Source organism: Trueperella bernardiae, from assembly GCF_001469025.1.
Taxonomy (GTDB): Bacteria; Actinomycetota; Actinomycetes; order Actinomycetales; family Actinomycetaceae; genus Trueperella; species Trueperella bernardiae.
In genome coordinates, this window is the sequence record NZ_LNIZ01000004.1 from 1 (window position 1) to 23,826 (window position 23,826).

Below are 23,826 nucleotides of genomic sequence, written 5' to 3' on the forward strand. Positions count from 1 at the left end.
GAACACCAAGCGGCTTCACGAAGCATTGGACTACGCCACCCCACAAGAAGTAGAAACCGAGTACTATCTCACCCAGCCCATCAACACAGGGCCGTAAAAGAAGCGGAACTAAACCCAGGACGCTTCAGTACACCGACCTGCAGTAGCACACCGCCCCTCATGGCGTCACCCACCTACCTTGATCACGCCAACGCCTTGCAGCCCCACCGTCCATTGACCCGTAATAGCCATCGGTGTGTTGTGCAATTGTTAACGGTCGATACGACACACCATGATAAGAGGACGAGCCACTCTTTCCCATCACGTATCCAACATGATAGATCCGGGTGTTATTATATAATGCCACCGGCCGCCCGACGACAGCACGAGAAGTAAACGTCGTCAAAGATGTGGTCTTCCTCGTCACTCCAAATCTATTGGCAAGGCCATTCGCCACCGACCACGAATGAGTCGGATTCCCTGCGCGATAACTCCAAACTGCATTCTCTTTAAAACCACCGGCCTTCATGATCTGCGACAAAAAGTTCGCACAGTCACGACCCGCATAATACTCGTATTGCGGATTATGCGAATACGCCCAACGCTTTGCGTAGTTGTTCGCCCTCGTTAAAGAGAAACTGCTTCCATCAATTCCAGGCGTCGCAGAAAAGGGGACTACAGCACTACGGCTAGAGAGAAAAAACCTGAGCATCCTGTACAAAGTCAGCATTGTCACCTGCAAGCGCTGGCGCGTAGGTAGAAACCCGATCAAGGCTCAATGCAAATTCCTCAGATGAAGGATCCAGCCCGTCGATTACCCCGAGGGCATCATCCAATAGATCGGAGTTCTCGCCTCCTAAGAGCAAGAAACACATACTAAGGATTGAGTTCGCATCCTGAACATCACGAGGCGTAATAGCATTGCCTTCGTATTCGGTGGCAGTCATCACCGGGATAAGCGCCGTTACGTAGTCGTCTACGTTATCCATTGTCAGTGCCGAGAATCTAACTATCTCCGACATCCGATCGAGAGCAAGTTGATTCTCCGCACGAAAACGATCCAAAACTGCTTCTTCATCAAGTAGTCGAGCATCAGAGACAATGGTATAACTCTTACCACTCAACTTAACCTTATACTTGTTTGTCACCTCAACGAATCCGTCTTCATTGACGGCACTGTCACTCTGAAATCGATCAACGTGTACGACGGAATCCATTTCAGTATTCTCTTGTGATGCCAACGGCATAGGCTGAACCGCCAGCGTAAACATAGCGGCTAAGGCTAAAACTCCACGTAACATAGAGCCGCCTCATACTAACGGCGGCACCGTTGCCACCTCAACAGGAGCATGTAGCTGCTCGCGTGCTGGCGATCATATTTCAGAAATAACCACCACTTCTACACATATTTGGCAACCTTTCTACACCTCTGGTATTACGCCCCAAACCTCAAGGCGGTAGAGGGACTCCACGAGAGTCGACATGGAAGTGACCGCAGCAAACCGGCTCAAGGGCGGTAATTCACACCGCCCGAACCGCTTTCCATTCTATTCGGTGTGCTGGTTGCCGACGAGAGCGTTTGGCAAAGAGCGCCAAGCGAGGGCACACCCAGCGCCGAAGATATGGGCAGGGATGCCCATCTCACCCCTCCAGCGAGCCCGGGCCCACGCCAGGAGGTGGCGAGGCTCCCCGGGGCTGAACCCCGGGGAGCCTTCACCTCAGCACTACTTAGCGCGTCACGACCGCCAGCACGTCACGCTGGGAGAGGATGATGTACTCATCCGAGCCGTACTTGACCTCGGTGCCTCCGTACTTGGAGTAGATCACGGTGTCACCTACCGCGACCTCCATGGCAACGCGGTTGCCGTTGTCGTCAATCCGGCCGGGGCCAACGGCCACAACCGTGCCCTCCTGTGGCTTGTCCTTGGCGGTGTCCGGCAGAACAAGGCCAGATGCGGTGGTTTCCTCAGCTTCAACCTGCTGGATGACGATGCGGTCATCGAGCGGCTTAATGGAGACCGTCATGCGGCTCCTCCTTCTCGTCTCACAAAACTGTTCGCTGGCTAACCGCCGTCGCGGGGGCCGGTACCAGGCCGTAGCGTTTGCTACCGACATAAAGAGTAACGCCCTTTTGGCACTCCTTCAAGTAGAGTGCCAGGGAGCACGCTGAGCGCGAACACTGTGAGACGATGGGGGCGTGAGCGCGATGCTATTGACCCCCGACGGCTTGGAACTCCTCGAGTCCCTCCCGCCCTATGACCACTCCCAGGTCCTTCCCCTCTCCGAGCGCCTGCAGCGCGAGGGCTACGATCCGGACCTCATTGCCGAGGCCCTCACCCAAAGCCGTCTGCGCGAGCGCGCCCACGACAAGTTCGGCCCGTTCGCAGGGCGCATGATCTTCACGCGCGACGGCCTGGAGCAGGCCACCCGGCTCAGCGTGGGCGCCTTCCATGCCGCCCGCCTGCGCGACGCCGGCGCCACCCACGTGATCGACCTCGGCTGCGGGATCGGCGCCGACTCCCTGGCCTTCGCGGGCCTCGGCCTGCTCACCACCTCGATTGAGATGGATCCCGACGCCGCCGCGGCGGCCACCTACAACCTCACGCCCTTCCCGGAGGCGCGCGTCCTGCACGCTGACGCCCGCGACATCGACCTCGCCTCCCTCGGCGCCAACGCCGTGTGGATCGACCCCGCCCGCCGGCGCGACGGCAAGCGGCTGAAGAATCCCGAGGACTGGGCCCCACCCCTGAGCGAGGCGATTGAGATTGCCCGCACATTCCCCACCGCCGGCATCAAGGTCGCCCCCGGCATCGACTACGCCGCGATCCCCGAGGACGCGCTCGTGGAGTGGATCTCGGTGGACGGCTCGCTCGTCGAGGCCGTCATCTGGCTCGGCGACGCCGCCCCCTCCCCTGGCCGCCGCGCGCTCGTCGTCGCCGGCGCCACCAACGCAACCTGGGATGCCGGCGTCGTGAACCCGCACGTACCTCCCACGCTTCTGTCCCCCGAGCCCGTGGGGGCGTTCATCTTCGAGCCGGACCCGGCGATCATCCGCTCCGGCTCGATCGCTTCGATCTGCGCCCACCACGGCCTCGCCCCTATCGCGCCCGGGATCGCCTACCTCACGGGTAACGAACCAATCGACTCACCCTTCCTCACGCGCTTCACCGTGCTCGGCACGTACACCACGGAGCCCAAGCCGCTGCGCAAGGCGCTGGCGAAACTGAACGTCGGGCGGGCGGAGATCAAGAAGCGCGGCACCGAGCTCGAGCCGGAGGCCTTCCGCAAAAAGCTCAAGCTCGACCCGAAGCGCCCCGGCGAGGCCACCCTCATCGCCTCCCCCACGCTCACGGGCAAGCACCGCGTCTTCCTCTGCGAACGCTAGTTTGACACGACGCCCCCATCGGGCAAGACTTTCGGTGTACCGAAAAAGGGGTGCCCATGTCCAACGAAGTCTTCGCCTTCATGCTCACGCTACTCGCCGGCCTCGCCACGGGCATCGGAGCCGGCGCGGCCTTCCTCATCCGTACGCCCACCCCACGCTTCCTCTCCCCCGCCCTTGGATTTTCCGCGGGCGTCATGCTGTACGTGTCCTTCATGGAGATCATGCCCAACGCGGTGGACATTCTCTCCCGTGTCAGCGATAACGCCGAGTGGCTCATGGCGGGCGGATTCTTCGCCGGCATCGCCGTGATCGCGCTCATCGACTGGCTGGTCCCCGACGCCTCGAACCCGCACGAGTTCCACGACGCCGACGACTTCCTCTCCCAGCCCGGCGACCAGACCCTCGTCATCAAAGACGGCGCGCAGGCCAAGCTCATGCGCATGGGCCTCATGACCGCCCTCGCACTCGCCATCCACAACTTCCCCGAAGGCTTCGCCACCTTCATGTCCGGCCTGTACAGCCCCGAACTGGCGATCCCCGTGGCGGTGGCCATCGCGATCCACAACATCCCCGAGGGCATTGCGGTCTCCGTGCCGATCTACTACGCCACCGGCTCGCGCCGCCGCGCCTTCATACTTTCCTTCGCCTCCGGACTGTCCGAGCCCGTGGGCGCGCTCGTGGGCTACATCGTGTTGCGCCAGGTCATGAACGACACGATCTTCGGCATGACCTTCGCTGGCATCGCCGGTGTCATGGTCTACATCTCGCTCGACGAGCTGTTGCCCTCGGCCGAGAAATTCGGCCAGCACCACCACGCGATTGTCGGCCTCATCTCTGGCATGGCCGTCATGGCGCTGTCGCTCCTTCTGCTCTAGAGCGCGCCCGACACAACTCGTGAATCTGAGGTCCACCGGGCGCCTCTACGATCGGCAGCCGGTATATTCACGAGTTCTGACGGCCACACCCCGCGGGGAAGAGCCGGTTAGCGCAGCACCACCGTCTGGCGCGGAAGGCCCGTGTTAACTGTGACGTCAAGCGGCGAGGGCAGGCCGCCGGCGCGGACCACCGACCAGCCGAGCGCCGCGATCATTGCGCCGTTGTCAGTGCAATAGCGGATCGGCGGGATGCGCACGGTGATCCCGTACTCCTGCGCTCGCTCCTCGGCCATGGCACGCAACATGGAGTTGGCGGAGAAGCCGCCGCCCACCACCAGCGTGTCACAGCCGTGGATCTGGCAGGCCGCGAACGCCTTCTCCACCAACACGTCGCACACAGCGAAGGAGAAGCTGGCCGCGATGTCTTCCTTCGGCAGCTCCTCGCCGCGCGCTTCGAGGCCCTCAATGTAGCGGGCCACCGCCGTCTTGACTCCGGAGAAGGAGTAGTCGTACTGGTGGCGGGCCTTGAACTTGCCGCGCGAGAGGCCGCGCGGGAAGGCGATCGCGTGCGGGTCGCCCTTCTGGGAGAGCTTGTCGATATGGGGGCCGCCCGGGTAGGGCAAGCCGAGCAGGCGGCCGACCTTGTCGAAGGCCTCGCCGGCGGCGTCGTCGAGCGTGCCGCCCAGCTCCTCGATCGAGTCCGCAATGGAGTCCACCTTGAGCAGGTGGGAGTGACCGCCGGAGACCACGAGCCCGATGAAGCGCTCGGGAAACTCGCCGTGAACGAGCTGGTCCACCGCGATGTGGCCCACGATGTGGTTGACGGCGTACAGCGGCTTTTTCAGCGCCAGCGACAGGGCCTTCGCAGCCGAGACGCCGATGGTGAGCGGGCCGACCAGCCCGGGGCCGGCCGTGACCGCGATTGCGTCGACGTCGTCAAGCACCACGCCCGCCTTCTCAAGCGCGGCATCCAGGGTGGGAACGAAGGACTCCAGGTGGGCGCGCGAGGCGATCTCTGGGATGATACCGCCGTAGCGGGCGTATTCGTCCATCGACGTGGCGGTGACGTCGGCCAGCAGCTCGCCGTCGCGCACGAGCGCCACGCCCGTCTCATCACAGGAGGTCTCAATGCCAAGAATCAGTTCATTCACGCCGACTACTCTACCGCCACGCCCTCCCCGGCAACGGCGAGGGTGCGCGGGATCATAGCTCGCCCAGGGACCAAGAGGAGGGCTCCCGACGCCGACTCCACCCCGTCCCAGCCCGTAGGATCACCGTCCACCATCTGGGCAAGCTCGCGAATGTGGGCACAACTAAAGATGATGTGCTCAACAGATACCACGCACACGAAAAGAGGACACGATGAACCCGCCAGCGAAACGTGAGCAATGGTCGGGCCAATATGGCTTCATCCTTGCCGCCGTCGGATCCGCGATCGGCCTTGGCAACATCTGGCGATTCCCCGGGGTTGCCTACACCAACGGAGGAGGGGCATTCCTCGTCCCCTACCTCGTCGCACTCCTCACGGCAGGCATCCCGATCCTGCTCCTCGACTACTCCCTCGGCCACCGCTACCGCGGATCCTCCCCTACCGTCTTCCGCCGCATCTCGCGCAAGTGGGAGGCACTCGGCTGGTTCCACGTGCTCATCTGCCTGGTCATCATGGCCTACTACGCCGTGATTTTGGCGTGGGCCGTGCGTTACATGTTCTTCTCCGTCAACGAAGCCTGGGGAGAGAACACGCTGAACTTCTTCGTGGGCGACTTCCTCCAGCTGTCCGACCCCGGCGCCAGCTCCGAGGTCGTGCCCGGCATCTTCTGGCCGCTCGTGGCCGTGTGGGCCGCCGCCGCGATCGTCATTGCCCTCGGCGTCACCCGCGGTCTGGAAAAGCTCTCTCGCTTCTTCATCCCCTTCCTCATCGTCATCTTCGCCGCCCTCGTGGTCCGCGCCCTCTTCCTGCCCGGCGCCGCCGAGGGTCTCAACGCCTTCTTTACGCCCAACTGGTCCGCGCTCGCCAACCCGCAGGTGTGGATCGCGGCCTACTCACAGATCTTCTTCTCCCTGTCAGTGGCCTTCGGCATCATGCTCACCTACTCCAGCTACCTCGGCAAGCGCACCGACGTCACTTCCACCGGCTTCGTCACAGGCCTCGCGAACTCCTCCTTCGAGATCCTCGCCGGCATTGGCGTGTTCGCCACCCTGGGCTACATGGCGATGCAGAGCGGCGTGGGGGTCAGCGAGCTCGAGGGCATCACCGGCCCGATCCTGTCCTTCGTCACCTTCCCCGCGATTATCTCGCTCATGCCCGGTGGGCCCGTCTTCGGCTTCGTCTTCTTCGCCAGCCTCACGATCGCCGGCTTCACCTCGCTCGTCTCCCTCATCCAGGTGGTCTCCGCCGCGGTCCAGGAGAAGTTCGGGCTTCGGCGCCGCCTCGCCTCACTCATCGCCACCGGCGTCGCGGGCGTGGCCTCCGTCTTCGTTTTTTCGACGACGAACGGCCTCAACGCTCTCGACGTGGTGGACAAGTTCATCAACGAGCTCGGCATCGTCACCGCCGCGATCGTCATGACCGGCCTCATCACCTTCGTGGCGAAGAAGCTACCGGAGCTGCGCCACCACCTCAACTACTACTCGTCGATCAAGATCGGATCGTGGTGGTACGCGCTGGTCGGCGTGGTGACGCCCGCGATCCTCACGGTCACGCTCGTCCTGACCGCCTACAGCCTCATCACCGAGGGCTACGATTCCTACCCCCAGACCTTCGTCTACCAGTACGGCTGGTTCATGATCGTGGCAGTCGTCTTCATCTCGTTCATCTTGTCCTTCGTGCCGTGGCGAACCAACGTGGACGACTACGATCCGGTCGCCTTCCACGACGCCGGCGCCTCACTCACCAAATAAGGAGCACACCATGGGTACCTCAGCTATCGTCATGATGATCGTCGCCCTCGTCACCGTGTGGGGCGGCCTCGGACTCGCAATCGTCCACCACGTGCGCGCCGGTAAGCGCAACTAGGGCCGGGTGGCGGGGACGAGGCGCGCCTCGTCCCCGCCACGGTACGCAGTACACAGAAGGGTGCCTCCCCGCACTGGGGAGGCACCCTTCTGTGTGGCTGAACTGTTTTAGCGGCCGTGCACCTGGGCCTTCATGAGCTCGCGGTTGAGCAACGAGATCAGCTCGAGTGGCACTTCCTTCGGGCAGGCCTCATGGCATGCGCCGACGTTCGTGCAGCCACCGAAGCCCTCGGCGTCGTGCTGGGAGAGCATGTTGACCACGCGGTCGTAGCGCTCGGGCTGGCCCTGCGGAAGCAGGCCGAGGTGCATGACCTTCGCGGACGTGAACAGCATGGCCGAACCGTTCGGGCACGCGGCCACGCACGCACCACAGCCGATGCAGGCGGCCGCCTCGAACGAGCGGTCAGCGTTCTCCTTCGGGATCGGCACCGAGTGGGCGTCCGGGGCCGCACCCGTGTTGACCGAGATGTAGCCGCCGGCCTGCACGATGCGGTCGAGCGCCGAGCGGTCGACCACCAGGTCCTTGAGGACGGGGAAGGCGGTGGAACGCCACGGCTCGATCGTGATCGTGTCGCCATCCTTGAAGGTGCGCATGTGGAGCTGGCAGGTGGTGGTCACCTTCGGGCCGTGCGGATCGCCGTTGATAACGATGCCACACTGGCCGCAGATGCCCTCACGGCAGTCGGAGTCGAACGCCACAGGCTCCTTACCCTCGGCAAACAACTCCTCGTTGAGCTGATCGAGCATCTCCAGGAAGGAGGCCGTGTCGTCAACGTCGTTGATCGTGTGCGTGTCGAAATGGCCCGCCTCTGACGGTCCATTCTGACGCCAAAATTCAAGGTTAATCTTCACTTGTAGCTCCGCTGCTTCATCTCGACGAATTCGTAGTTGAGGTCCTCCTTGTGGAGAATCGGGGCGTTTCCTTCGCCCGTCCACTCCCAGGCGGCTACATACGCGTACTTGTCATCGTGACGCAGCGCCTCGCCTTCCTCTGTCTGGGACTCGGCACGGAAGTGGCCGCCACAGGATTCCTCACGATGCAGGGCATCGACACACATGAGCTCGCCAAGCTCGAGGAAGTCGGCCACGCGGCCGGCCTTCTCCAGCGACTGGTTGAGCTCTGCGACCTGGCCCGGGACGCGGACGTTCTTCCAGAAGTCTGCGCGAAGCTCGCGGATCATGCCGATCGCCTTCTTCAGGCCCTCGGCGGTGCGCTCCATACCGCAGTACTCCCACATGATGTGGCCGAGTTCCTTGTGGTAGGAGTCAACCGACCGGTTGCCCGCGTTGTTCGTGAAGAACGCGACGCGCTCTTCCACGCCCTTGCGCGCCTCGACGACGGCCGGGTGGTTCTCGTCCACCTTCTCGAACGGGCCATCGGCCAGGTAGTCGTTGATCGTGTTCGGCAGGACGAAGTAGCCGTCTGCCAGGCCCTGCATGAGCGCGGACGCGCCCAGGCGGTTGGCGCCGTGGTCGGAGAAGTTCGCCTCGCCCGTCACGTACAGGCCGGGGACCGTGGACATGAGATCGTAGTCCACCCACAGGCCACCCATCGTGTAGTGGACGGCCGGGTAGATACGCATCGGAACCTCGTAGGGGTTCTCGTCCGTGATCTGCTGGTACATGTCGAACAGGTTGCCGTACTTGGCCGAGACCGCGGCCTTGCCCATGCGCTCGATCGCGTCGGCAAAGTCAAGGTAGACGCCCCGCGCGACGCCGCCGATCTCCGGGCCGACTCCGCGGCCCTCGTCGCACATGTTCTTCGCCTGGCGGGAGGCGATGTCACGCGGCACGAGGTTACCGAAGGACGGGTAGATGCGCTCGAGGTAGTAATCGCGATCCTCTTCCGGGATGTCGCGAGGATCCTTCTTGCAGTCCTCCGCCTTCTTGGGGACCCAGATGCGCCCGTCGTTACGCAGCGACTCCGACATGAGGGTCAGCTTCGACTGCGACTCGCCGTGCTGCGGGATGCAGGTGGGGTGGATCTGCGTGTAGCAGGGGTTGCCGAAGTAGGCGCCCTTGCGGTGCGCACGCCAAATCGCGGTGCCGTTGCAGCCCATGGCGTTGGTGGACAGGAAGAAGACGTTGCCGTAGCCGCCGGTGGCGAGCACCACCGCGTCGGCCAGGTGAGTTTCGATTTCACCGGTGACCATGTCACGGGCGATGATGCCACGCGCACGGCCGTCCACCACGATGAGCTCGACCATCTCGTGGCGGCTGTACGTCTTGACCGTGCCGGCCTTCACCTGCCGCATGAGCGCCTGGTAGGCGCCGATGAGCAGCTGCTGGCCAGTCTGGCCACGCGCGTAGAAGGTACGGGAGACCTGGACGCCGCCGAAGGAGCGGTTATCCAGCAGGCCACCGTACTCGCGGGCGAACGGGACACCCTGGGCCACGCACTGGTCGATGATGTTGGCGCTGACCTCGGCCAGGCGGTACACGTTCGATTCGCGAGCGCGGAAGTCGCCACCCTTGATCGTGTCATAGAACAGACGGTAGGTGGAGTCGTTGTCGTTCTTGTAGTTCTTCGCCGCGTTGATACCACCCTGCGCAGCGATCGAGTGCGCACGGCGGGCCGAATCCTGGTAGAAGAAGGCCTTGACGTTGTAGCCCATCTCGCCAAGCGAGGCGGCTCCAGCGCCGCCGGCCAGGCCCGTGCCGACCATGATGATGTCCAGCTTGCGGCGGTTGGCCGGGTTGACCAGGCGAGCCGAGAACTTGCGCTTCTCCCAGCGCTCAGCGAGCGGACCGGAAGGAGCCTTGGTGTCCGCGATTGCGTCGCCTTCGCGGTAGAGGCCCTGAATGAGGTTGTCAGTCATTTTTCCTCCTCCTTTAAGAAATGATGCCGAAGAGGATCGCGGTGGGCGGGGTCATGAAGCCAACGAAGATCGCCAAAGCGACCACGTCGGCGATAACCTTGTACGCCTTTTCGCGGTTGGAGCGCGACAGGCCGAGGGTGGCAAGCGCCGACCACACGCCATGATGCATGTGGAAAGCCAGCGCCGCGATCGCGATGAGGTAAATGACGTAAACCCACCAGTTCTCCGGCTGGAACGAACCGATCATGCGGTAGTAGGGGCCAAGCGCCACGTAGTCCGCGCGGGTTCCACCCACAGCGTTGATGTGCAGACTGGTGAACTGCAGGATGTGGAAGACGATGAAGAAGGCGAGCGCGATGCCGCCCCAGCGCATGAGCGAACCGGTGTAGGAGTGGATCGCCGTGATCTTCTTGCCGGTGTTGACTTTGTACGCCTGACCGCGGGCCTTGCCAGCGCGCTTCCACAGCGTCACGGCTGCCCAGACGTGGATCAGGATCGAGGCAAGAAGCACAAAGCGCAGGACCCACAGGGTGCCTTCGTGCGGCAACACCGGGTAGAGGATCGTGCGCATCCAGTGCGCGTAGCCATCGTATGCCTCAGGCCCGACGAACATCTTGAGATTTCCGTACATGTGCATGAGGAGGAAGAGGACAAAAAACAGGCCCGTCACAGCCATCGCGATCTTTAATGCGACCGTGGTGCGACGACCCTTCACAGAATCAACAGTTGAAGTAGCCACGTTTTTGAATCTATCAAAAGAATAACGGGGGATATCGTTCGAACGGCCCAGATTCGCGCGGCCGTAACACCTGTCAAAGCCCGGCTTTCCCCGGTTTTCCGCGCCAATCATGGCCAAAGTGCGACTTTCGGCCCGCCTGGGCCTCCGGACCCATTTTCGTGACAATCCGAGTGCGTTAATCGCTATCCGTTTTTCCTTGGCATTCCAACGCTTGCTCCCCTTCGCGCGGGTTCAGATCCAGGCGCATGATGAGCGCGTCGTCGTCGGAGTAATACCCCTTGCGCAGGCCCACCGAGGCAAAGCCGGCGCGTTCGTAGAGACGCCGGGCTCCGGCGTCGTGGGCGCGCACCTCGAGGAAGACGACGTCGGCGCCGTGCTCGCACGGAATCTCCAGCAGCCGCGCGAGCAGGAAGGCGCCCAGGCCGCGCCCGCGCATGTGCGAGGCCACCGCGATCGTCAGGACCTCGGCCTCCGGCCCGTGCGAGATCCCGCCGAGCCCCACGACCGTGCCCTCCCCCAGCACGTCGGTGACGAGCGCGAGGTAGGTGCGGCCGGGCGCGGCTAGCTCGCTCTCCCACACGGGGGCGGGCCAGGAGTCCTGGCCAAAGTTCGCCGCGTCGAAGCTGGCGGTCTTAGGCCACCACGCCTGCGGCGGGCGGACCAGCCTCACCCCGGCGGGCGCGTCCATTAGCCCTGGTGGATGTCGGGGCGGCGCAGGTAGAGTGGCTCTGTGTCGAGCGAGAGCTCCTCACCTGCCTCGATCCGGGCCAGGCGCGAGGAGGCGATGCGGGCCATGACGGACGGGCGCGGCGCGACGACGAGGCGCTCGCCCAACTCGGGGTAGAGGTCAGCGGACATCGCGGCCAGGATCGCCGGCTCGTGGCGCAGGCGCTCGGCCAATTCGGCCGGGGTGAGGACCTCGGGCGCTTCGATGACGGCGACGTCGTCGGCACCCATTGGCCGCACGCGCATCGCGTAGACCTCTTTACGCCGCGCGTCGATAATCGGCACGACCTCCTGCGCACCCTGGTCAGAGGCGGCCAGGCCCAGGATCTCCAGGGTGGACACGCCGTAGAGCGGCACGCCCCAGGCGCGGGCAAGCGTGCGGGCGGTGACGAGCCCGGCGCGCAGGCCAGTGAAGGCTCCCGGGCCGGTGCCGACCACGATCGCGTCGGGGCGCTCGATCCCGGCCTTGGCGAGCGCGCCCTGGATGAGGGGCGTGAGCTTCTCGGCGTGCTCGCGGGTGGAGGCCGAGGTGGCCACCGCGAGGTCGCGCACCATCCCCAGCTCCTCGTGGCACACGCCAGCCTCAATGCCGGTCGATGAATCAATCGTCAGAAAGTGCACGGGATTCGTCCTTCTTCTTCGGTGACTTATACACGTTGATCTTCTTCGCCGAATCGCGAAAGCGCATCTTCGATTCGCCGATCCCCACCAGGCCTTTGCGGAGAACCGTGGAAAGCTCGCTCTGCTCGGCTTCCTCGTCCTCATCGGTGCCCTGCTCCGAGCGCAGCCACACGAGCGAACCGATGATCAGGCCGAGCACCACGAGCACGAGCATGATCGTCACCGGCAGGTTGCGCCCCGTTTCGGCCGGGGCCACGGCGCTTACCGACGGCGACTCGGGCACGGGCGTGGAGCTGGACAGGATCCGGGCGCGCTGGGCGAGGAAATCGGTGAGCGGAATCGCGCCGAGCACGATGCTGGCACCCGCGGAACCGGCGGGTTCGATGGTTGACTCGCGCATGGCGAACCAGGCTCTCAGGCGCGGGTCCCACACGAAGGTGACGTCGGCTTCGCCGCGCGCAATCGCGGTTCCCAGCCGTTCGTCCCCGCGCACGATCTCATCGGCGGCGATCCCGGAAGCGAAGTCGACCGAGACGGCGCCCACGGCGTCCGAGCCGCTCATGATGGGCGCGATCCAGCGGTCGGAGGTTTGAATGGCGTTGACTCCCGAGGTGTCGGCGAACACGGCCGTCTTTTGGGGCGCGCCCACCTTCATCGCAGCCACCTCCTCCGCGCTCGCGTCCGGGAACGCCTCGGAGGCGTGGGAACGGACGGTGGCGAGCGCCTTGTCGTTAAACCAGGCGGCCACGGACTCGGGGATCTCCGCGGGGTCGGTGGTGGCGGCGATGGGCGCCAGTGGGAGGGAGAGCACGAGCAGAAGAAGGAGGCGGTGCATTAGCGGCTCTCTAAATCTGGAACCTCGGCCCTTACAGCGCGCGCCAGCTCCTCGGCCCGCTCGCCGTAGGGGTGGAAGGTGAGGGTACGCGGCTCGTCCTCGCCAAGCTCGCCCACCGCCGCGTCAGCCCCGGTGGGGCGCACGATGTCGATCTCGAGGCGCGAGCCGGTGAGGGTTTCCACCTTGCCGCTGCCCCACTCGACCACAGTGAGCGACTCGTCGAGCGAGGCGTCCAGGTCAAGCGCGTCGAGTTCCTCCATGGAGGTGAGCCGGTAGGCGTCCACGTGCACGAGGTCGAAGCGGCCGGGGTGGATCTGAGCGATGACGAACGTGGGCGAGGACACGGCGTCCGTGACCCCGAGCCCGTCCGCGATCCCCTGCGTCATCGTGGTCTTGCCGGCGCCGAGGGGGCCGTTGAGCATGACGAGGTCCCCCGGCTGGGCGTGTGCGCCGAGGGCGCGCCCTACGCGGTGGATGTCATCAACAGTGGGTACGAGAAGCTTCATCAGCCATCCTTTCCTCCCCACATTCTACGCGGCCCCTCCTAGGGGGCGTCCACGCGGGGAACGTGGGATCCGATACGGGTGACGATCTCATAGCCGATGGTGGAGGTCGCCTCCGCCCAGTCGTCGGCGGTGGCGGCGGTGGCGGCGTCGCCGAACAGGACGGCCACGTCGCCCGGGGCCAGCTCCCCCTCCACGACGAACTGGTCCATGCACACCTTGCCGCGGATCGGACAGGTTTGGCCGGCCACGGTGACGGCGGCCGTGTTGGAGGCCATCCGCGGGATTCCGTCCGCATACCCGAGGGGCACGACGCCGAGGTGAGCGTCCCCGCCCGTGACGTACGTGTGACCATAGGACACGCCGGTGCCGGCCGGCACGTCGCGCACGGTCATGACGTCGGCCTCAAGCTGCATGACGGCCCGCAGCCCGAGTTCGGCAGCGGTGGCGACCTCCGGGTTGGGGCTGAGCCCGTAGAGCGCGATGCCGGGGCGGACCATGTCGTAGTGCGCGGCAGGGTGCCACAGCGTGCCGGCGGAAGCCGCCAGGTGCAGGCGCTGCGGGACCACGCCGGCGTCGGCGAGCACCTGCCGGGCCCGCTCGAAGCGCTCGATCTGCCGGGCGGTCTCCTCGCTGTCCGGTTCGTCGGCGCGCGCCAGGTGCGACCACAGCCCGACGACGTCGATCCGGCCTTCGCGCTCGAGGCTCGCAATGCGCTCGGCGCAACTTTCGAGTTCCGCCATGGTGAGCCCGCCGCGGGCCATGCCGGTGTCGACTTTGATGTGGACGCGGGCTCGATCGGCCCCCGCTAGCTTCTCTAGTGCCCACTGCGACCCGACCGAGAGGTCGAGTCCGGCCGCGAGCGCCTCGGCCAGATCGTCAGACGGGCTGTAGATCCACGTGAGGATTCGGGCGTCCGGGAGGTAGCCGCGCAGCTCGAGGGCCTCGGCGAGCTGTGCTACGCCGAACCAGCGCACGCCCTCCTCCCAGGCCCAACGCGCCACGCGCTCCAGGCCGTGGCCGTAGGCGTTGGCCTTGACGATCGCCATGACTTCGGCGTCAGTTGCGGCCCGCACGCGTCCGACGTTGTGGGCGAAGGCGCTGCGGGAGATGAGGGCGCGAGAAGGGAAGCTAGTCATTCATCGATCCGATCGTGGAGGCGAGCTTGCGGGCAATGTCCGTGGCGGTGATGGGGTGGCCAACCTGGCCGCCCGTCGTGCCCGCGGCGCGTGCGGCTGCTCGGGCGTGGACGTGGACGGCGGCGGCCGCATACAGCGTCGTCAGGCCGGGGTCGCGGGCGAGGGCATCGGCGTGAGCGGCGAGGATGGTGCCGGTGAGCCCGGCGAGCACGTCGCCCGAGCCCGCCGTGCCGGCCCAACCCGGCGCGCCGCTCTGCGCATAGAGCGCACCGGGGCCGGCGATGATCGTGGTGGCGAATTTGGCAACTACCGTGGCACCGGTGCGGGCGGCGGCCTCACGCGCCGCCCGCACCGGGGCGGACTCCACGCGCGTGCGATCCCACTCCTCGCCGGAGATTGCGGACATGAGCTCGGCCAGCTCGCCGGCGTGCGGGGTGAGCACCACGCGGGTGGGAAGCTCCCGATCGTAGACCAGGGCGATCGCCCCGGCGTCCAGCACCACGGGCAGGCCCTCGGCCAGCGCCTGCTCGAAAACCTCGCCGGCGCCCTCGAGGTCGGTCAGCCCCGACCCGATCACCCACGCCTGCACGCGGCCCTCGCCGGGCACCACCTCCGGGTGGGCGGCCATGACGTCCGGACTGCTCCCGAGGTAGCGCACCATGCCGGGCCCGCCGCCCAGCGCCCCGGCCGCGCTCAGCACGCCGGCTCCCGGGTAGTCGCGCGAGCCGGTGAGCAGCCCGACCACGCCGCGCGTGTACTTGTGATCCTCCCGCCCCGGCACGCGCCACAAGCCGGCCACGTCCGCGTCCGTCAGCTGCCGCGCCGCCGGCTCGCCCAGGTGCGGCCCGAGCCCGAGCTCCACCACCTCCACGGCCCCGCACGCATACCGCGCGGGCGGCAGGAGGTGGGCGGGCTTGAGGCATCCCATGGCTAGCGTGAGGTCGGCGCAAAGGACGGGACCGTGTAGATCGGCGTCGTCAGCGGCAACGCCGGAGGGCACGTCCACCGCAACGACGATTCGCCCGGCCCGCTCCTCGTTCAGCACCCGAATCCAGGAGGCATACGGCTCGCGGATAGGACCGCAGGCGCCGATCCCGAGCAGGCCGTCGATCCAGATGTCCGCACCGCGCGCGATCTCGCGCAGGGCCGCCACGCCATCGATCTCACAGATCTGCACCCCGGCACGCCTGGCGGCAGCTAGGCCCTCCGCGTGGACGTCACCCGCAATAGCGGCGCTCACCGACACCCCGCGCCGGGTGAGGTAGGCGGCAGCAAAGAGCGCGTCCCCGCCGTTGTTGCCCCGGCCCACGAGCGCCAGCGCCCGCTCACCGGGCAGCCGCAACGTAGCCACCTTTGTGGCCAGCGCGTAGGAGGCGCGATCCATGAGGGGCACGCCCGAGGCAAGCAGCGGCTCCTCGGCACGCCGCACCACATCCGCGGCAAACGCTTGATCCATCATTCCCCCTTGTCTCCCCTACTCTACGCCTGCGCGTCCACTCCAGCCCCGCGGCGTGCGAAAACCAGCACACCTTGGCACACTTAAGGAATGACCGATCTGCACTCCCCATACGTCTCCTTCACCCACGACGAGTGGGCGGAGCTCGCGGACAAGGCGCCACTGCCCCTCACCCAGCACGACCTCGACCGCATCTCCTCCCTCGGCGACCCCATCGACCTCACCGAGGCCGACGCGATCTACCGGCCACTATCCGCCCTCATGCAGACCTACGCCACGTGCACCTCCAACCTGCGCAAAGACACCAGCGCCTTCTTCGAGCGCAAAACCGAACGAACGCCCTGGATCGTGGGGATCGCCGGCTCGGTCGCTGTCGGAAAATCCACCGCCGCGCGTCTCCTGCGCGAACTGCTCTCGCGCTGGCCCTACACGCCCAACGTCGAGCTCGTGCCCACCGACGGCTTCCTCTACCCCAACGCGGTGCTCACCGAGCGCGGGATCATGGGCCGCAAGGGTTTCCCCGAATCCTACGACCGCCGGGCACTCCTCGACTTCCTCCAGCAGGTCAAATCCGGCGAGCCCCACATCGAGGTGCCGGTCTACGATCACATCACCTACGACATCGTCCCCGGCGAAACGATCGTAGTCAGCAGACCCGACATCCTCATCGTCGAAGGCCTCAACGTCCTCCAACCCGCGCGTACCGACGCGGCCCAGCAGCTCGCCGTCTCCGACTACTTCGACTTCTCCATCTACATCGACGCCGCCGAAGCTGACCTCGAAGAGTGGTACATCTCCCGCTTCCGCTCCCTGCGCACCACAGCGTTCTCTCACAAGGACTCCTACTTCCGCTCGTACGCCAACCTCACCGACGAGGAGGCCACCGCCACGGCTCGCCAGATCTGGGCCTCAATCAACCTGCCCAACCTGCGCGAGAACATCGCCCCCACGCGCTCGCGCGCCACGGTGACCCTCACCAAGGGCCCCGACCACCGCATCGAGCAGATCCAGCTGCGCAAGATCTAGCGACGCCGGGCGGCGGCAAGCATACGACAGCGCCCCGGATCCCTCCGGGGCGCCCGTGTCAATACTCGCGTTTTAGAGTGCGAGACGCTCAGCGACGACGGCCGCGAGATTCTCGGCCACCCGGTCAGTCTGCTCCTGGGTCTGGGCCTCGACCATGACGCGCACCAGCGGCTCCGTGCCCGACGCACGCAGCAGCACACGGCCGGTCTCGCCCAGCTCGGCCTCCGCGGCCGCCACCTCGGCAGCGATTTCGTCGGTGCGGTTCTTGTCCACGTTCGGCACGTTGATGAGGCGCTGGGGCAGCTCGTGCACCCACTCCACTGCGCGGTGTAGCGCCTCCTTGCGGCGGGCCACCTCCGAGGCCACGAGGATCGCAGTCAGCGTGCCATCGCCCGTGGTGGCATGGTTGAGGTTGATGACGTGCCCGGACTGCTCGCCGCCCAGCACGTAGCCGTTGGCCAGCATGTTCTCCAGCACGTAGCGGTCGCCCACGCCCGTGATCGCGTAGTCGATCCCCTTCTCATCGAGCGCCAGGCGCAGGCCCAGGTTCGACATGACCGTGATGACCAGCGTGTTGCCCGCCAGCTCCCCCTTATCCTTCATCGACTGCGCCAGCAGGCCCATGATCTCATCCCCGTTGACCAGCTTGCCGTTCGTGTCCACGGCCATGCAACGGTCGGCGTCGCCGTCGAACGCGAATCCCATGTCGGCGTCGGCGGCCTTGACCATCTGCTGGAGACGGTAGGGGTGGGTCGAGCCGGCATTACGGTTGATGTTACGCCCGTCGGGGCTGGCGTTGATGACGACGACGTCCGCGCCCAGCTCCTGGAACACCTTCGGCGCCACGCGGGAGGCCGCACCGTTCGCGCAATCGAGCACGATGGACAGGCCCGTGAGGTCCGCGCCCACGGACACGAGGTGGTCCATGTAGACCCGGTCGGAGACGGCGGCGGACTCGTCGATCATGCCCACGTCGGCGCCCACCGGGCGCTCCCAGTCGGAGGACATGGTGGCCTCAATGCGGTCCTCGATCGCGTCGTCCAGCTTAAAGCCGTTCGCGTTGATGAACTTTATCCCGTTGTCCGGCATCGCGTTGTGCGAGGCGGAAATCATGACGCCCAGGTCGTAGCCGCGCGCCGACGTGAGGTAGGCGATGCCCGGGGTGGGGATCTCACGCACGTGCTCCACATCCACGCCCGCCGACGCCAGGCCCGCGCCCACCGCATGCGAGAGCATCGCGGAGGACTGGCGCGTGTCGCGCCCGACGATCGCCTTGGGGCGGCCCTCGGCTTCCTCGGCCAGCACGCGCGCGGCGGCCTGCCCAAGCTGGAGCGCAAATTCGGGCGTGATTTCGCGATTCGCGAGGCCACGCACACCGTCGGTACCAAACAAACGAGCCACGTTTACTCCTTTACCAAACACGTATGTCCCACCAATTATCGCACGCGGCCCGCCCGGGCCGGAGAACCCGGCGGCCCACTTTCGTGAGATAGCCTTCTTGTCCGACGAATGCAAAGGCCCCGCCCGGGCCGGCATGCGGCATGGGCGGGGCCAATGAAAAAGGTGCGATTAACGCTTCGAGAACTGCGAGGCCTTGCGCGCCTTCTTGAGGCCGGCCTTCTTGCGCTCGACAGCGCGGGCGTCGCGGGTGAGGAAGCCAGCCTTCTTCAGGGCCGGGCGGTTCGCCTCACGGTCGATCTCGTTCAGCGCGCGCGAGATGCCAAGGCGGAGCGCGCCAGCCTGGCCGGACGTGCCGCCGCCACGGATGCGGGCGACCACGTCGAAGCGACCCTTGAGGTCAAGCAGGGTGAACGGATCATTGACGAGCTGCTGGTGCAGCTTGTTCGGGAAGTAGTCCTCCAGCGAGCGACCGTTGATGGTCCACTGGCCGGTGCCAGGAACGAGGCGGACGCGAGCAACTGCTTCCTTGCGGCGGCCGAGACCAGCGCCCGGGGCGGTCAGGGAGGTACCCTGGCCGGTCTGCTCCTCGGCGGTCTCGGTAGTGTACGAGCTCAGCTCCTCGAGCTCTTCAGTTTCGGTGGTCTGTGCCACGGTTCTCCTTAAGTAAAGTGGTTACTTGGCAGCCTTGAGCTCGTAGACCTCGGGCTTCTGAGCGGAATGCGGGTGCTCAGCGCCACGGTAGATCTTGAGCTTGCTCAGCTGCTGACGTCCGAGGGTGCCCTTGGGGAGCATGCCGGCGACAGCCTTGTAGACGGCGCGCTCGGGATTCTCCTCTAGAAGCTCTGCGTACGAGGTAGCCTTCAGCCCGCCCGGGAAACCGGAGTGGCGGTAGGCCATCTTCTGCGTATGCTTCATACCGGTCAGAGCGACCTTGTCAGCATTGATAACAATGACGAAGTCACCCGTGTCAACGTGCGGAGCAAAGGTCGGCTTATGCTTCCCACGGAGCAGGGGGGCAACCTGGGCTGCCAGTCGGCCAAGGACAACATCGGTGGCGTCAATGACGTACCACTTCTTCTCGATGTCACCGGGCTTCGGTGTAAAAGTGCGCACTTGCGTAGCCTTTTCTATTCATGTTTGGCTAGCGGATGGCTTTGCCGCTATGTGCCAAATGGTCGGATTCGCCGCCGTGCCAAGACGAGTGGGAAAAGCATCAGGGCACAACGGTTTTTTATTTTAATCAGCGCGGCTTAGCGGCGTCAAAGGTGCCGCGGGCGGTGTGGCCAGTTCCACCACCTACGCACCGCCCGCCGGCGGGGTGTGCATGTTGCCCTGCTCGGAGGCCGTGAGTGCGATCTGCCGCAGGACCTTGCACGTGTGGTCAATGGTATCGGATTGGCGTGACAGGGCTGCGGACACACACAAGACGAGCCGGCGGGTGCCGAGCCCAGTGAGCATCCGCACCTGGACCCCACCCGGGAGCACCCCCAGCCCGAGTTTGGGGAGCACGGCGATGCCGAGGCCCGCGGCGACCATGTGGAGGGCGACGTCGTAGTCCTCATACACATACTTCCCCGACGGCGTGAACCCCCACTGGTGGGCCAGGCGCGTGGTGGCGATCCCGGCGGCTGTGTCCGGGTCGACGCCGAGCCAAGTCTCGCTGGCGAACTCGCGCGGATCAGCCGGCTCAGCATAGGAGGAGGGGTAGACCATGTACCACGGCTCTTGCAGGAGCGGTAGCACGTTGACCCCGCGGGGGCCACGCGGGATCTCCGAGTCATATTCGAGCACGGCGATGTCGGCCCGCCCACGACGCACGGCGGCCAGCGCGGCGTCGGTGGTGGATTCGCGCAGATGGAGGTCGATGCCGGGGGCCATCTCGGCGAAGAGGTCCAGGTTGGGCAGGACGAGACCACGGATGACGGTCTGGAAGGAGGCGAGGCGGACGATTCCGGTGGGCACCCCCTCGGCTTCGAGCAGCTCGCGCACAGTGCGATCGAGTTCACTTTCGATGCGTTCGGCACCCGCGACGACGATCTTGCCCGCCTCCGTCAGCACCGCGCCGGAGTGCGTGCGCACGAGCAGCTCGACCCCGCATTCCCGCTCCAGCTTGCGGATTTGCTGGCTTACCGCCGAGGGCGAGACACGCAGGGCGTCGGCCGCCGCTTGGATGCCACCTTCCCTCGAGACGGCCAAGAGAACGTCAAGACGTTGCACCGAAATAGCCATGAAGTAAAACTTAACCCCAACTCCAGCTAATTTCAATTGTCATTAACCTTCTGGGCCGTCACTATAGAGCTGTGAACGAAACAATGCAGACCATCGCACAGTGTCTTGGATGGATCGGCGCCGCGCTCTACCTCGGCGGGTACTACCTCGTCTCCACCGGCAAGCTCGCGGCCGATTCACTGCGCTACCAGCTCATGTGCATCAGCTCGGGGCTATTCATGGTCATCCTCGCCTCCGCCACCGGCGCCTGGCCCTCGGTGTTTTCCAACGCCATGTTCGTTCTCATCGGCTTTTACGTGGTGCTCACCGTCAAGCGCGCCTACCTGCGCCAGCTCATCGCCACCAAGGCCCGCCGCCCGCGCCGCGAGCCCCTCTACGAGCTGCCCTCCGACGACGCCCACATCACCTTCTCCTACATTGACGAGGTGGTGACCGCCCACGCCCTGGGCAAATAGGGATCAAGTGTGCGATACGGACGATCGCAACGAAAAAGCGGCGAGGAACACTCGCCGCTTTTGTTTGTTCGCTTTCCCTTAGGCCTCGACGATATCGAGCACCTCGTAGGGATCACGCAGCGCCGGATCGTACATGGCGCGCTCGTAGCCCTCGTTGTAGAACAGGGGGCTGCCGATGATGATGTCCGCAGTCGCGCGGTTCATCGCCACCGGGATGTTGTACTGGGTGGCCAGGCGCAGGAGCGCCTTGACGTCCGGATCGTGAGGCTGGGCAGCCTCCGGGTCCCAGAAGAAGAACATCGCGTCCAGACGATCTTCGACAATGCGGGCGCCGATCTGGGCGTCGCCACCCTTGGGGCCCGACTTGAGGATTTCGACGTCGAGGCCCGTTTCGTTGCGAATCAGAGTCGCGGTGGTTCCCGTACCACACAGGATGTGCTCCTTCAGCACGGGGAAGTTGTACTGAGCCCACTCGAGGAGCTCCTGCTTCTTGCGGTCATGTGCGACCAGTGCAATTCTCATCTGACACCTCCTAGGATGCCACTCATGCGGCACGTTGCCGCGCTTTCCCACCAGGGATACCCCGGGCAGGACAAAGCCCCTTGGCCATTCGACCAAGGGGCTTCCTTGCACCTTCCACGCTAGCAGGACCACCAGCCTAGGTGAAGCTGGAAAACTGTGAAGCTAACCTCCACCCACACCCAAGACGGGCCCGATCGACCGCTTCCTCAACTTCATCGAGTGGTCGGGCAACCGGTTGCCCGCCACGATCATCATCACCGCCAGCGCGTCGCACACCCATAGCCGCCGGCCGGCAGGACTAGCCACCCACTACCGCCCCTCCCTCGCGCGGGGCGCTATCCTCGGTAGCGCCGCGTGAGGGTGGCCTGCTGCCCGTAGAGCTCGGGTGCGGGGTAGCCGATTTCCTCGAGCGTGAGGGGATGAGGAGCGGCGACTACCACCTCCCCGTTACGCACCGCCTCCTTCAGGCGCGCGGCCGGCCAGCCCTCGTCGCGGGCCCCACGGCCGACCTCGATGAGGGTTCCCATGAGCGTGCGCACCTGCGAGTGGCAAAACGCGTCAGCCTTGGCATACCCCACGACCATCCCGCCCGTGCGCTCGAAGCCGAGCTCGAGCAGCGTGCGCACGGTCGACGCCCCCTCGCGCGGCTTGCAGAAGGACAGGAAGTCGTGCTCACCGAGCAGGCCCTGCGCCGCCCGGTTCATCGCGTCGACGTCGAGCGGATAGTCGAGCCAGAGCACGTCGCGCCGGCGCGGATCCCAGGCGCCCACCCCGTCGGCGATCCGGTAGGAGTATCGCCGCCACAGCGCGGAAAAACGAGCGTCGAAGTCCTGCGGGACCGCCCGGGCGTCGCCCACGATGACATCCGTGTAGCCCGGCGCCCCGCCCGCCCCGCGCGCCGTGATCGCGTTGACCTTCGCCACCAGCGCCTCGCCCGGGGTGCGACTGGAGCGCCCGGGCAGTGCCTCCCAGGCCGCGGGGGCGACGTCGAGGTGCGCGCATTGTCCGGCGGCGTGGACCCCGGCGTCGGTGCGGCCCGCCACCGTGAGCGCCACATCCTGGCGCAGGATCATCGCGAGCGCCGACTCGAGTTCGCCCTGGACCGTGCGCAGGCCGGGCTGGGCGGCCCAGCCGTGGAAGCCGGTGCCGTCGTAGGACAGATCGATGCGAATCCTCATGCCCCCAGACTACGGGGCCGGGCGGGCCTGTAGAAATTATCGAATGTCTAGACTTTTGCGCTACCGTCTAAGCATGGACGCATCCCAGATTTACACGCTCGCCGTCGACTGCGGCGGTGGCGGCATCAAGTCCTGCGTCCTGGACGCGGGCGGGTTCCAGCGCAGCGACGTGGTGCGCACCCCGGTCCCCTACCCCTTCTCCCCCGAGGACCTGCTTCAGGTCATCGAGGCCCAGCTTTCCGAGCTCGGCGCGCCGCACATCGACCGCATGACGCTTGGCATGCCCGGCATGATCCGCCACGGCGTGGTGGCCTACACCCCGCACTACATCCGCCGCGCCGGCCCCCACACGCGCATCCTGCCCAACCTCGAGCACGCCTGGAACGGGCAGGACATGCAAACCGCGCTCGAGGCGCGCTTCGGCGTGCCCGCGCTCGTACTCAATGACGCCGAGGTTGCCGCCGCGGGGATCGTGTCCGGCAAGGGGCTCGAACTCGTGCTGACCCTCGGCACCGGTCTCGGCTCGGCCTTCCTCGACAACGGCCGCCTCGCACCCCATCTCGAAATCTCACACGCCACCGTGCGCTGGGGACTCACCTTCGACGACATCCTCGGCGAACACGAGCGCGTCCGCCTCGGCGATTCGGCCTGGTCGCGCCGCGTGGCCAAGGCCGTGGAGACCCTGTGGCCCGTCTTCCGCTGGGACTCGTTGTATATCGGCGGGGGCAACGCCGCGCGCGTGACCGACTCCGTGCGCGCCCGCATGCCGCAGGCGAACTGGGTGCCCAACATGGCCGGGATGGCCGGGGGCGTGCGCGCCTGGTCGATGGTCGGCAGGTAGCCAGGCGCCATCGCGAGACCGCGTACCCGCGAAAGCCGCGCGACGGCGTCGTGAACCCTCCGAAGCGCAAGTACTGTGGGCG

The 23,826-nt window shown here is 65.6% G+C and carries 27 protein-coding genes; 7 read left to right on the forward strand and 20 right to left on the reverse strand.

Translation table 11 applies throughout. From position 1 onward, the window contains the following. Window positions 1–157: 157 nt before the first annotated feature. The 3 genes from AQZ59_RS09910 to groES all read right to left on the reverse strand — a co-directional run bounded on the left by AQZ59_RS09910 (window position 158) and on the right by groES (window position 2,004). Entirely contained in the window at window positions 158–709 is a 552-nt protein-coding gene (locus tag AQZ59_RS09910) for an amidase domain-containing protein (RefSeq protein WP_145989875.1), read from the reverse strand. Then, window positions 669–1,250 carry a hypothetical protein gene (locus tag AQZ59_RS09385; protein ID WP_160326872.1) on the reverse strand — a complete coding sequence of 194 codons (582 nt, stop codon included), beginning with the start codon at window positions 1,248–1,250 and terminating at the stop codon, window positions 669–671. The genes AQZ59_RS09910 and AQZ59_RS09385 overlap by 41 nt, the downstream gene beginning before the upstream one ends. Window positions 1,251–1,707: 457 nt before the next feature. Beyond that, complete coding sequence (gene groES, locus AQZ59_RS04725; protein WP_062613530.1) at window positions 1,708–2,004, reverse strand: co-chaperone GroES; 297 nt, start codon at window positions 2,002–2,004, stop codon at window positions 1,708–1,710. 181 nt (window positions 2,005–2,185) lie between these two features. On the opposite strand from groES, the gene AQZ59_RS04730 reads away from it, so the two are divergent. Then, window positions 2,186–3,364: a class I SAM-dependent methyltransferase gene (locus AQZ59_RS04730; protein WP_101923786.1), complete on the forward strand. Its 1,179-nt coding sequence runs from the start codon at window positions 2,186–2,188 to the stop codon at window positions 3,362–3,364. Window positions 3,365–3,420: 56 nt separating this feature from the next. Beyond that, a complete protein-coding gene (gene zupT / locus AQZ59_RS04735) occupies window positions 3,421–4,239 on the forward strand; it encodes a zinc transporter ZupT (protein ID WP_062613532.1) in 819 nt (272 codons plus the stop codon). Between the two features lie 107 nt (window positions 4,240–4,346). Here the strand turns inward: zupT and tsaD are convergent, their stop codons facing one another. Continuing rightward, window positions 4,347–5,390: a tRNA (adenosine(37)-N6)-threonylcarbamoyltransferase complex transferase subunit TsaD gene (tsaD, locus tag AQZ59_RS04740; protein WP_062613533.1), complete on the reverse strand. Its 1,044-nt coding sequence runs from the start codon at window positions 5,388–5,390 to the stop codon at window positions 4,347–4,349. Window positions 5,391–5,395: 5 nt separating this feature from the next. Continuing rightward, on the reverse strand, window positions 5,396–5,581 hold the full coding sequence (locus tag AQZ59_RS04745) for a hypothetical protein (RefSeq protein WP_062613534.1): 186 nt from the start codon (window positions 5,579–5,581) through the stop codon (window positions 5,396–5,398). Between the two features lie 20 nt (window positions 5,582–5,601). Here AQZ59_RS04745 and AQZ59_RS04750 point away from each other — a divergent pair, with 20 nt between their 5' ends. Beyond that, window positions 5,602–7,140, forward strand: coding sequence for a sodium-dependent transporter (locus AQZ59_RS04750; RefSeq protein ID WP_062613535.1), 1,539 nt, complete (start codon window positions 5,602–5,604; stop codon window positions 7,138–7,140). Between the two features lie 10 nt (window positions 7,141–7,150). After that, window positions 7,151–7,255, forward strand: coding sequence for a methionine/alanine import family NSS transporter small subunit (locus AQZ59_RS09390; RefSeq protein ID WP_143602046.1), 105 nt, complete (start codon window positions 7,151–7,153; stop codon window positions 7,253–7,255). A gap of 107 nt (window positions 7,256–7,362) precedes the next feature. Here AQZ59_RS09390 and AQZ59_RS04755 read toward each other — a convergent pair whose 3' ends face one another. The 9 genes from AQZ59_RS04755 to AQZ59_RS04795 form a co-directional block, all read right to left on the reverse strand. Continuing rightward, on the reverse strand, window positions 7,363–8,106 hold the full coding sequence (locus tag AQZ59_RS04755; RefSeq protein ID WP_062613536.1) for a succinate dehydrogenase/fumarate reductase iron-sulfur subunit: 744 nt from the start codon (window positions 8,104–8,106) through the stop codon (window positions 7,363–7,365). Next, entirely contained in the window at window positions 8,103–10,073 is a 1,971-nt protein-coding gene (locus tag AQZ59_RS04760; protein ID WP_062613537.1) for a fumarate reductase/succinate dehydrogenase flavoprotein subunit, read from the reverse strand. Before AQZ59_RS04760 ends, AQZ59_RS04755 begins: the two co-directional genes overlap by 4 nt. 13 nt (window positions 10,074–10,086) lie before the next feature. Continuing rightward, entirely contained in the window at window positions 10,087–10,812 is a 726-nt protein-coding gene (locus AQZ59_RS04765; RefSeq protein WP_236698670.1) for a succinate dehydrogenase cytochrome b subunit, read from the reverse strand. Window positions 10,813–10,987: 175 nt separating this feature from the next. Next, a complete protein-coding gene (locus AQZ59_RS04770) occupies window positions 10,988–11,500 on the reverse strand; it encodes a GNAT family N-acetyltransferase (RefSeq protein WP_062613539.1) in 513 nt (170 codons plus the stop codon). Further along, a complete protein-coding gene (gene tsaB, locus AQZ59_RS04775) occupies window positions 11,500–12,159 on the reverse strand; it encodes a tRNA (adenosine(37)-N6)-threonylcarbamoyltransferase complex dimerization subunit type 1 TsaB (protein ID WP_062613540.1) in 660 nt (219 codons plus the stop codon). Before tsaB ends, AQZ59_RS04770 begins: the two co-directional genes overlap by 1 nt. After that, complete coding sequence (locus AQZ59_RS09570) at window positions 12,140–12,994, reverse strand: hypothetical protein (protein WP_062613541.1); 855 nt, start codon at window positions 12,992–12,994, stop codon at window positions 12,140–12,142. The genes tsaB and AQZ59_RS09570 overlap by 20 nt, the downstream gene beginning before the upstream one ends. Next, window positions 12,994–13,500, reverse strand: coding sequence for a tRNA (adenosine(37)-N6)-threonylcarbamoyltransferase complex ATPase subunit type 1 TsaE (gene tsaE, locus AQZ59_RS04785; protein ID WP_062613542.1), 507 nt, complete (start codon window positions 13,498–13,500; stop codon window positions 12,994–12,996). Before tsaE ends, AQZ59_RS09570 begins: the two co-directional genes overlap by 1 nt. A gap of 38 nt (window positions 13,501–13,538) precedes the next feature. Beyond that, window positions 13,539–14,636: an alanine racemase gene (gene alr / locus AQZ59_RS04790; protein ID WP_062613543.1), complete on the reverse strand. Its 1,098-nt coding sequence runs from the start codon at window positions 14,634–14,636 to the stop codon at window positions 13,539–13,541. After that, window positions 14,629–16,095 carry an NAD(P)H-hydrate epimerase gene (locus AQZ59_RS04795; protein WP_062613544.1) on the reverse strand — a complete coding sequence of 489 codons (1,467 nt, stop codon included), beginning with the start codon at window positions 16,093–16,095 and terminating at the stop codon, window positions 14,629–14,631. The genes alr and AQZ59_RS04795 overlap by 8 nt, the downstream gene beginning before the upstream one ends. A gap of 87 nt (window positions 16,096–16,182) precedes the next feature. Between AQZ59_RS04795 and coaA the strand changes: the two genes are divergently transcribed. Next, window positions 16,183–17,118 (forward strand): type I pantothenate kinase, encoded by a 936-nt coding sequence (gene coaA / locus AQZ59_RS04800; protein WP_062613545.1) that lies wholly within the window; start codon window positions 16,183–16,185, stop codon window positions 17,116–17,118. A 72-nt stretch (window positions 17,119–17,190) separates the two neighbouring features. Here the strand turns inward: coaA and glmM are convergent, their stop codons facing one another. The 4 genes from glmM to AQZ59_RS04820 form a co-directional block, all read right to left on the reverse strand. Beyond that, window positions 17,191–18,519, reverse strand: coding sequence for a phosphoglucosamine mutase (gene glmM / locus AQZ59_RS04805; protein WP_062613546.1), 1,329 nt, complete (start codon window positions 18,517–18,519; stop codon window positions 17,191–17,193). Between the two features lie 168 nt (window positions 18,520–18,687). Further along, entirely contained in the window at window positions 18,688–19,170 is a 483-nt protein-coding gene (gene rpsI, locus AQZ59_RS04810; RefSeq protein WP_062613547.1) for a 30S ribosomal protein S9, read from the reverse strand. A 21-nt stretch (window positions 19,171–19,191) separates the two neighbouring features. Then, a complete protein-coding gene (gene rplM / locus AQZ59_RS04815; protein ID WP_062613548.1) occupies window positions 19,192–19,632 on the reverse strand; it encodes a 50S ribosomal protein L13 in 441 nt (146 codons plus the stop codon). 183 nt (window positions 19,633–19,815) lie between these two features. Then, window positions 19,816–20,748, reverse strand: coding sequence for a LysR family transcriptional regulator (locus AQZ59_RS04820; RefSeq protein ID WP_062613549.1), 933 nt, complete (start codon window positions 20,746–20,748; stop codon window positions 19,816–19,818). 71 nt (window positions 20,749–20,819) lie between these two features. Here AQZ59_RS04820 and AQZ59_RS04825 point away from each other — a divergent pair, with 71 nt between their 5' ends. Then, a complete protein-coding gene (locus tag AQZ59_RS04825) occupies window positions 20,820–21,203 on the forward strand; it encodes a CBU_0592 family membrane protein (RefSeq protein WP_143602044.1) in 384 nt (127 codons plus the stop codon). 78 nt (window positions 21,204–21,281) lie between these two features. Here the strand turns inward: AQZ59_RS04825 and AQZ59_RS04830 are convergent, their stop codons facing one another. Next, window positions 21,282–21,725, reverse strand: a complete 444-nt coding sequence (locus tag AQZ59_RS04830; protein ID WP_062613551.1) for a methylglyoxal synthase — start codon at window positions 21,723–21,725, stop codon at window positions 21,282–21,284. A gap of 335 nt (window positions 21,726–22,060) precedes the next feature. Next, window positions 22,061–22,903, reverse strand: coding sequence for a tRNA pseudouridine(38-40) synthase TruA (truA, locus tag AQZ59_RS04835; RefSeq protein WP_062613552.1), 843 nt, complete (start codon window positions 22,901–22,903; stop codon window positions 22,061–22,063). Window positions 22,904–22,976: 73 nt separating this feature from the next. Here truA and AQZ59_RS04840 point away from each other — a divergent pair, with 73 nt between their 5' ends. After that, window positions 22,977–23,744: an ROK family protein gene (locus AQZ59_RS04840; protein WP_062613553.1), complete on the forward strand. Its 768-nt coding sequence runs from the start codon at window positions 22,977–22,979 to the stop codon at window positions 23,742–23,744. Window positions 23,745–23,826 lie beyond the last annotated feature (82 nt).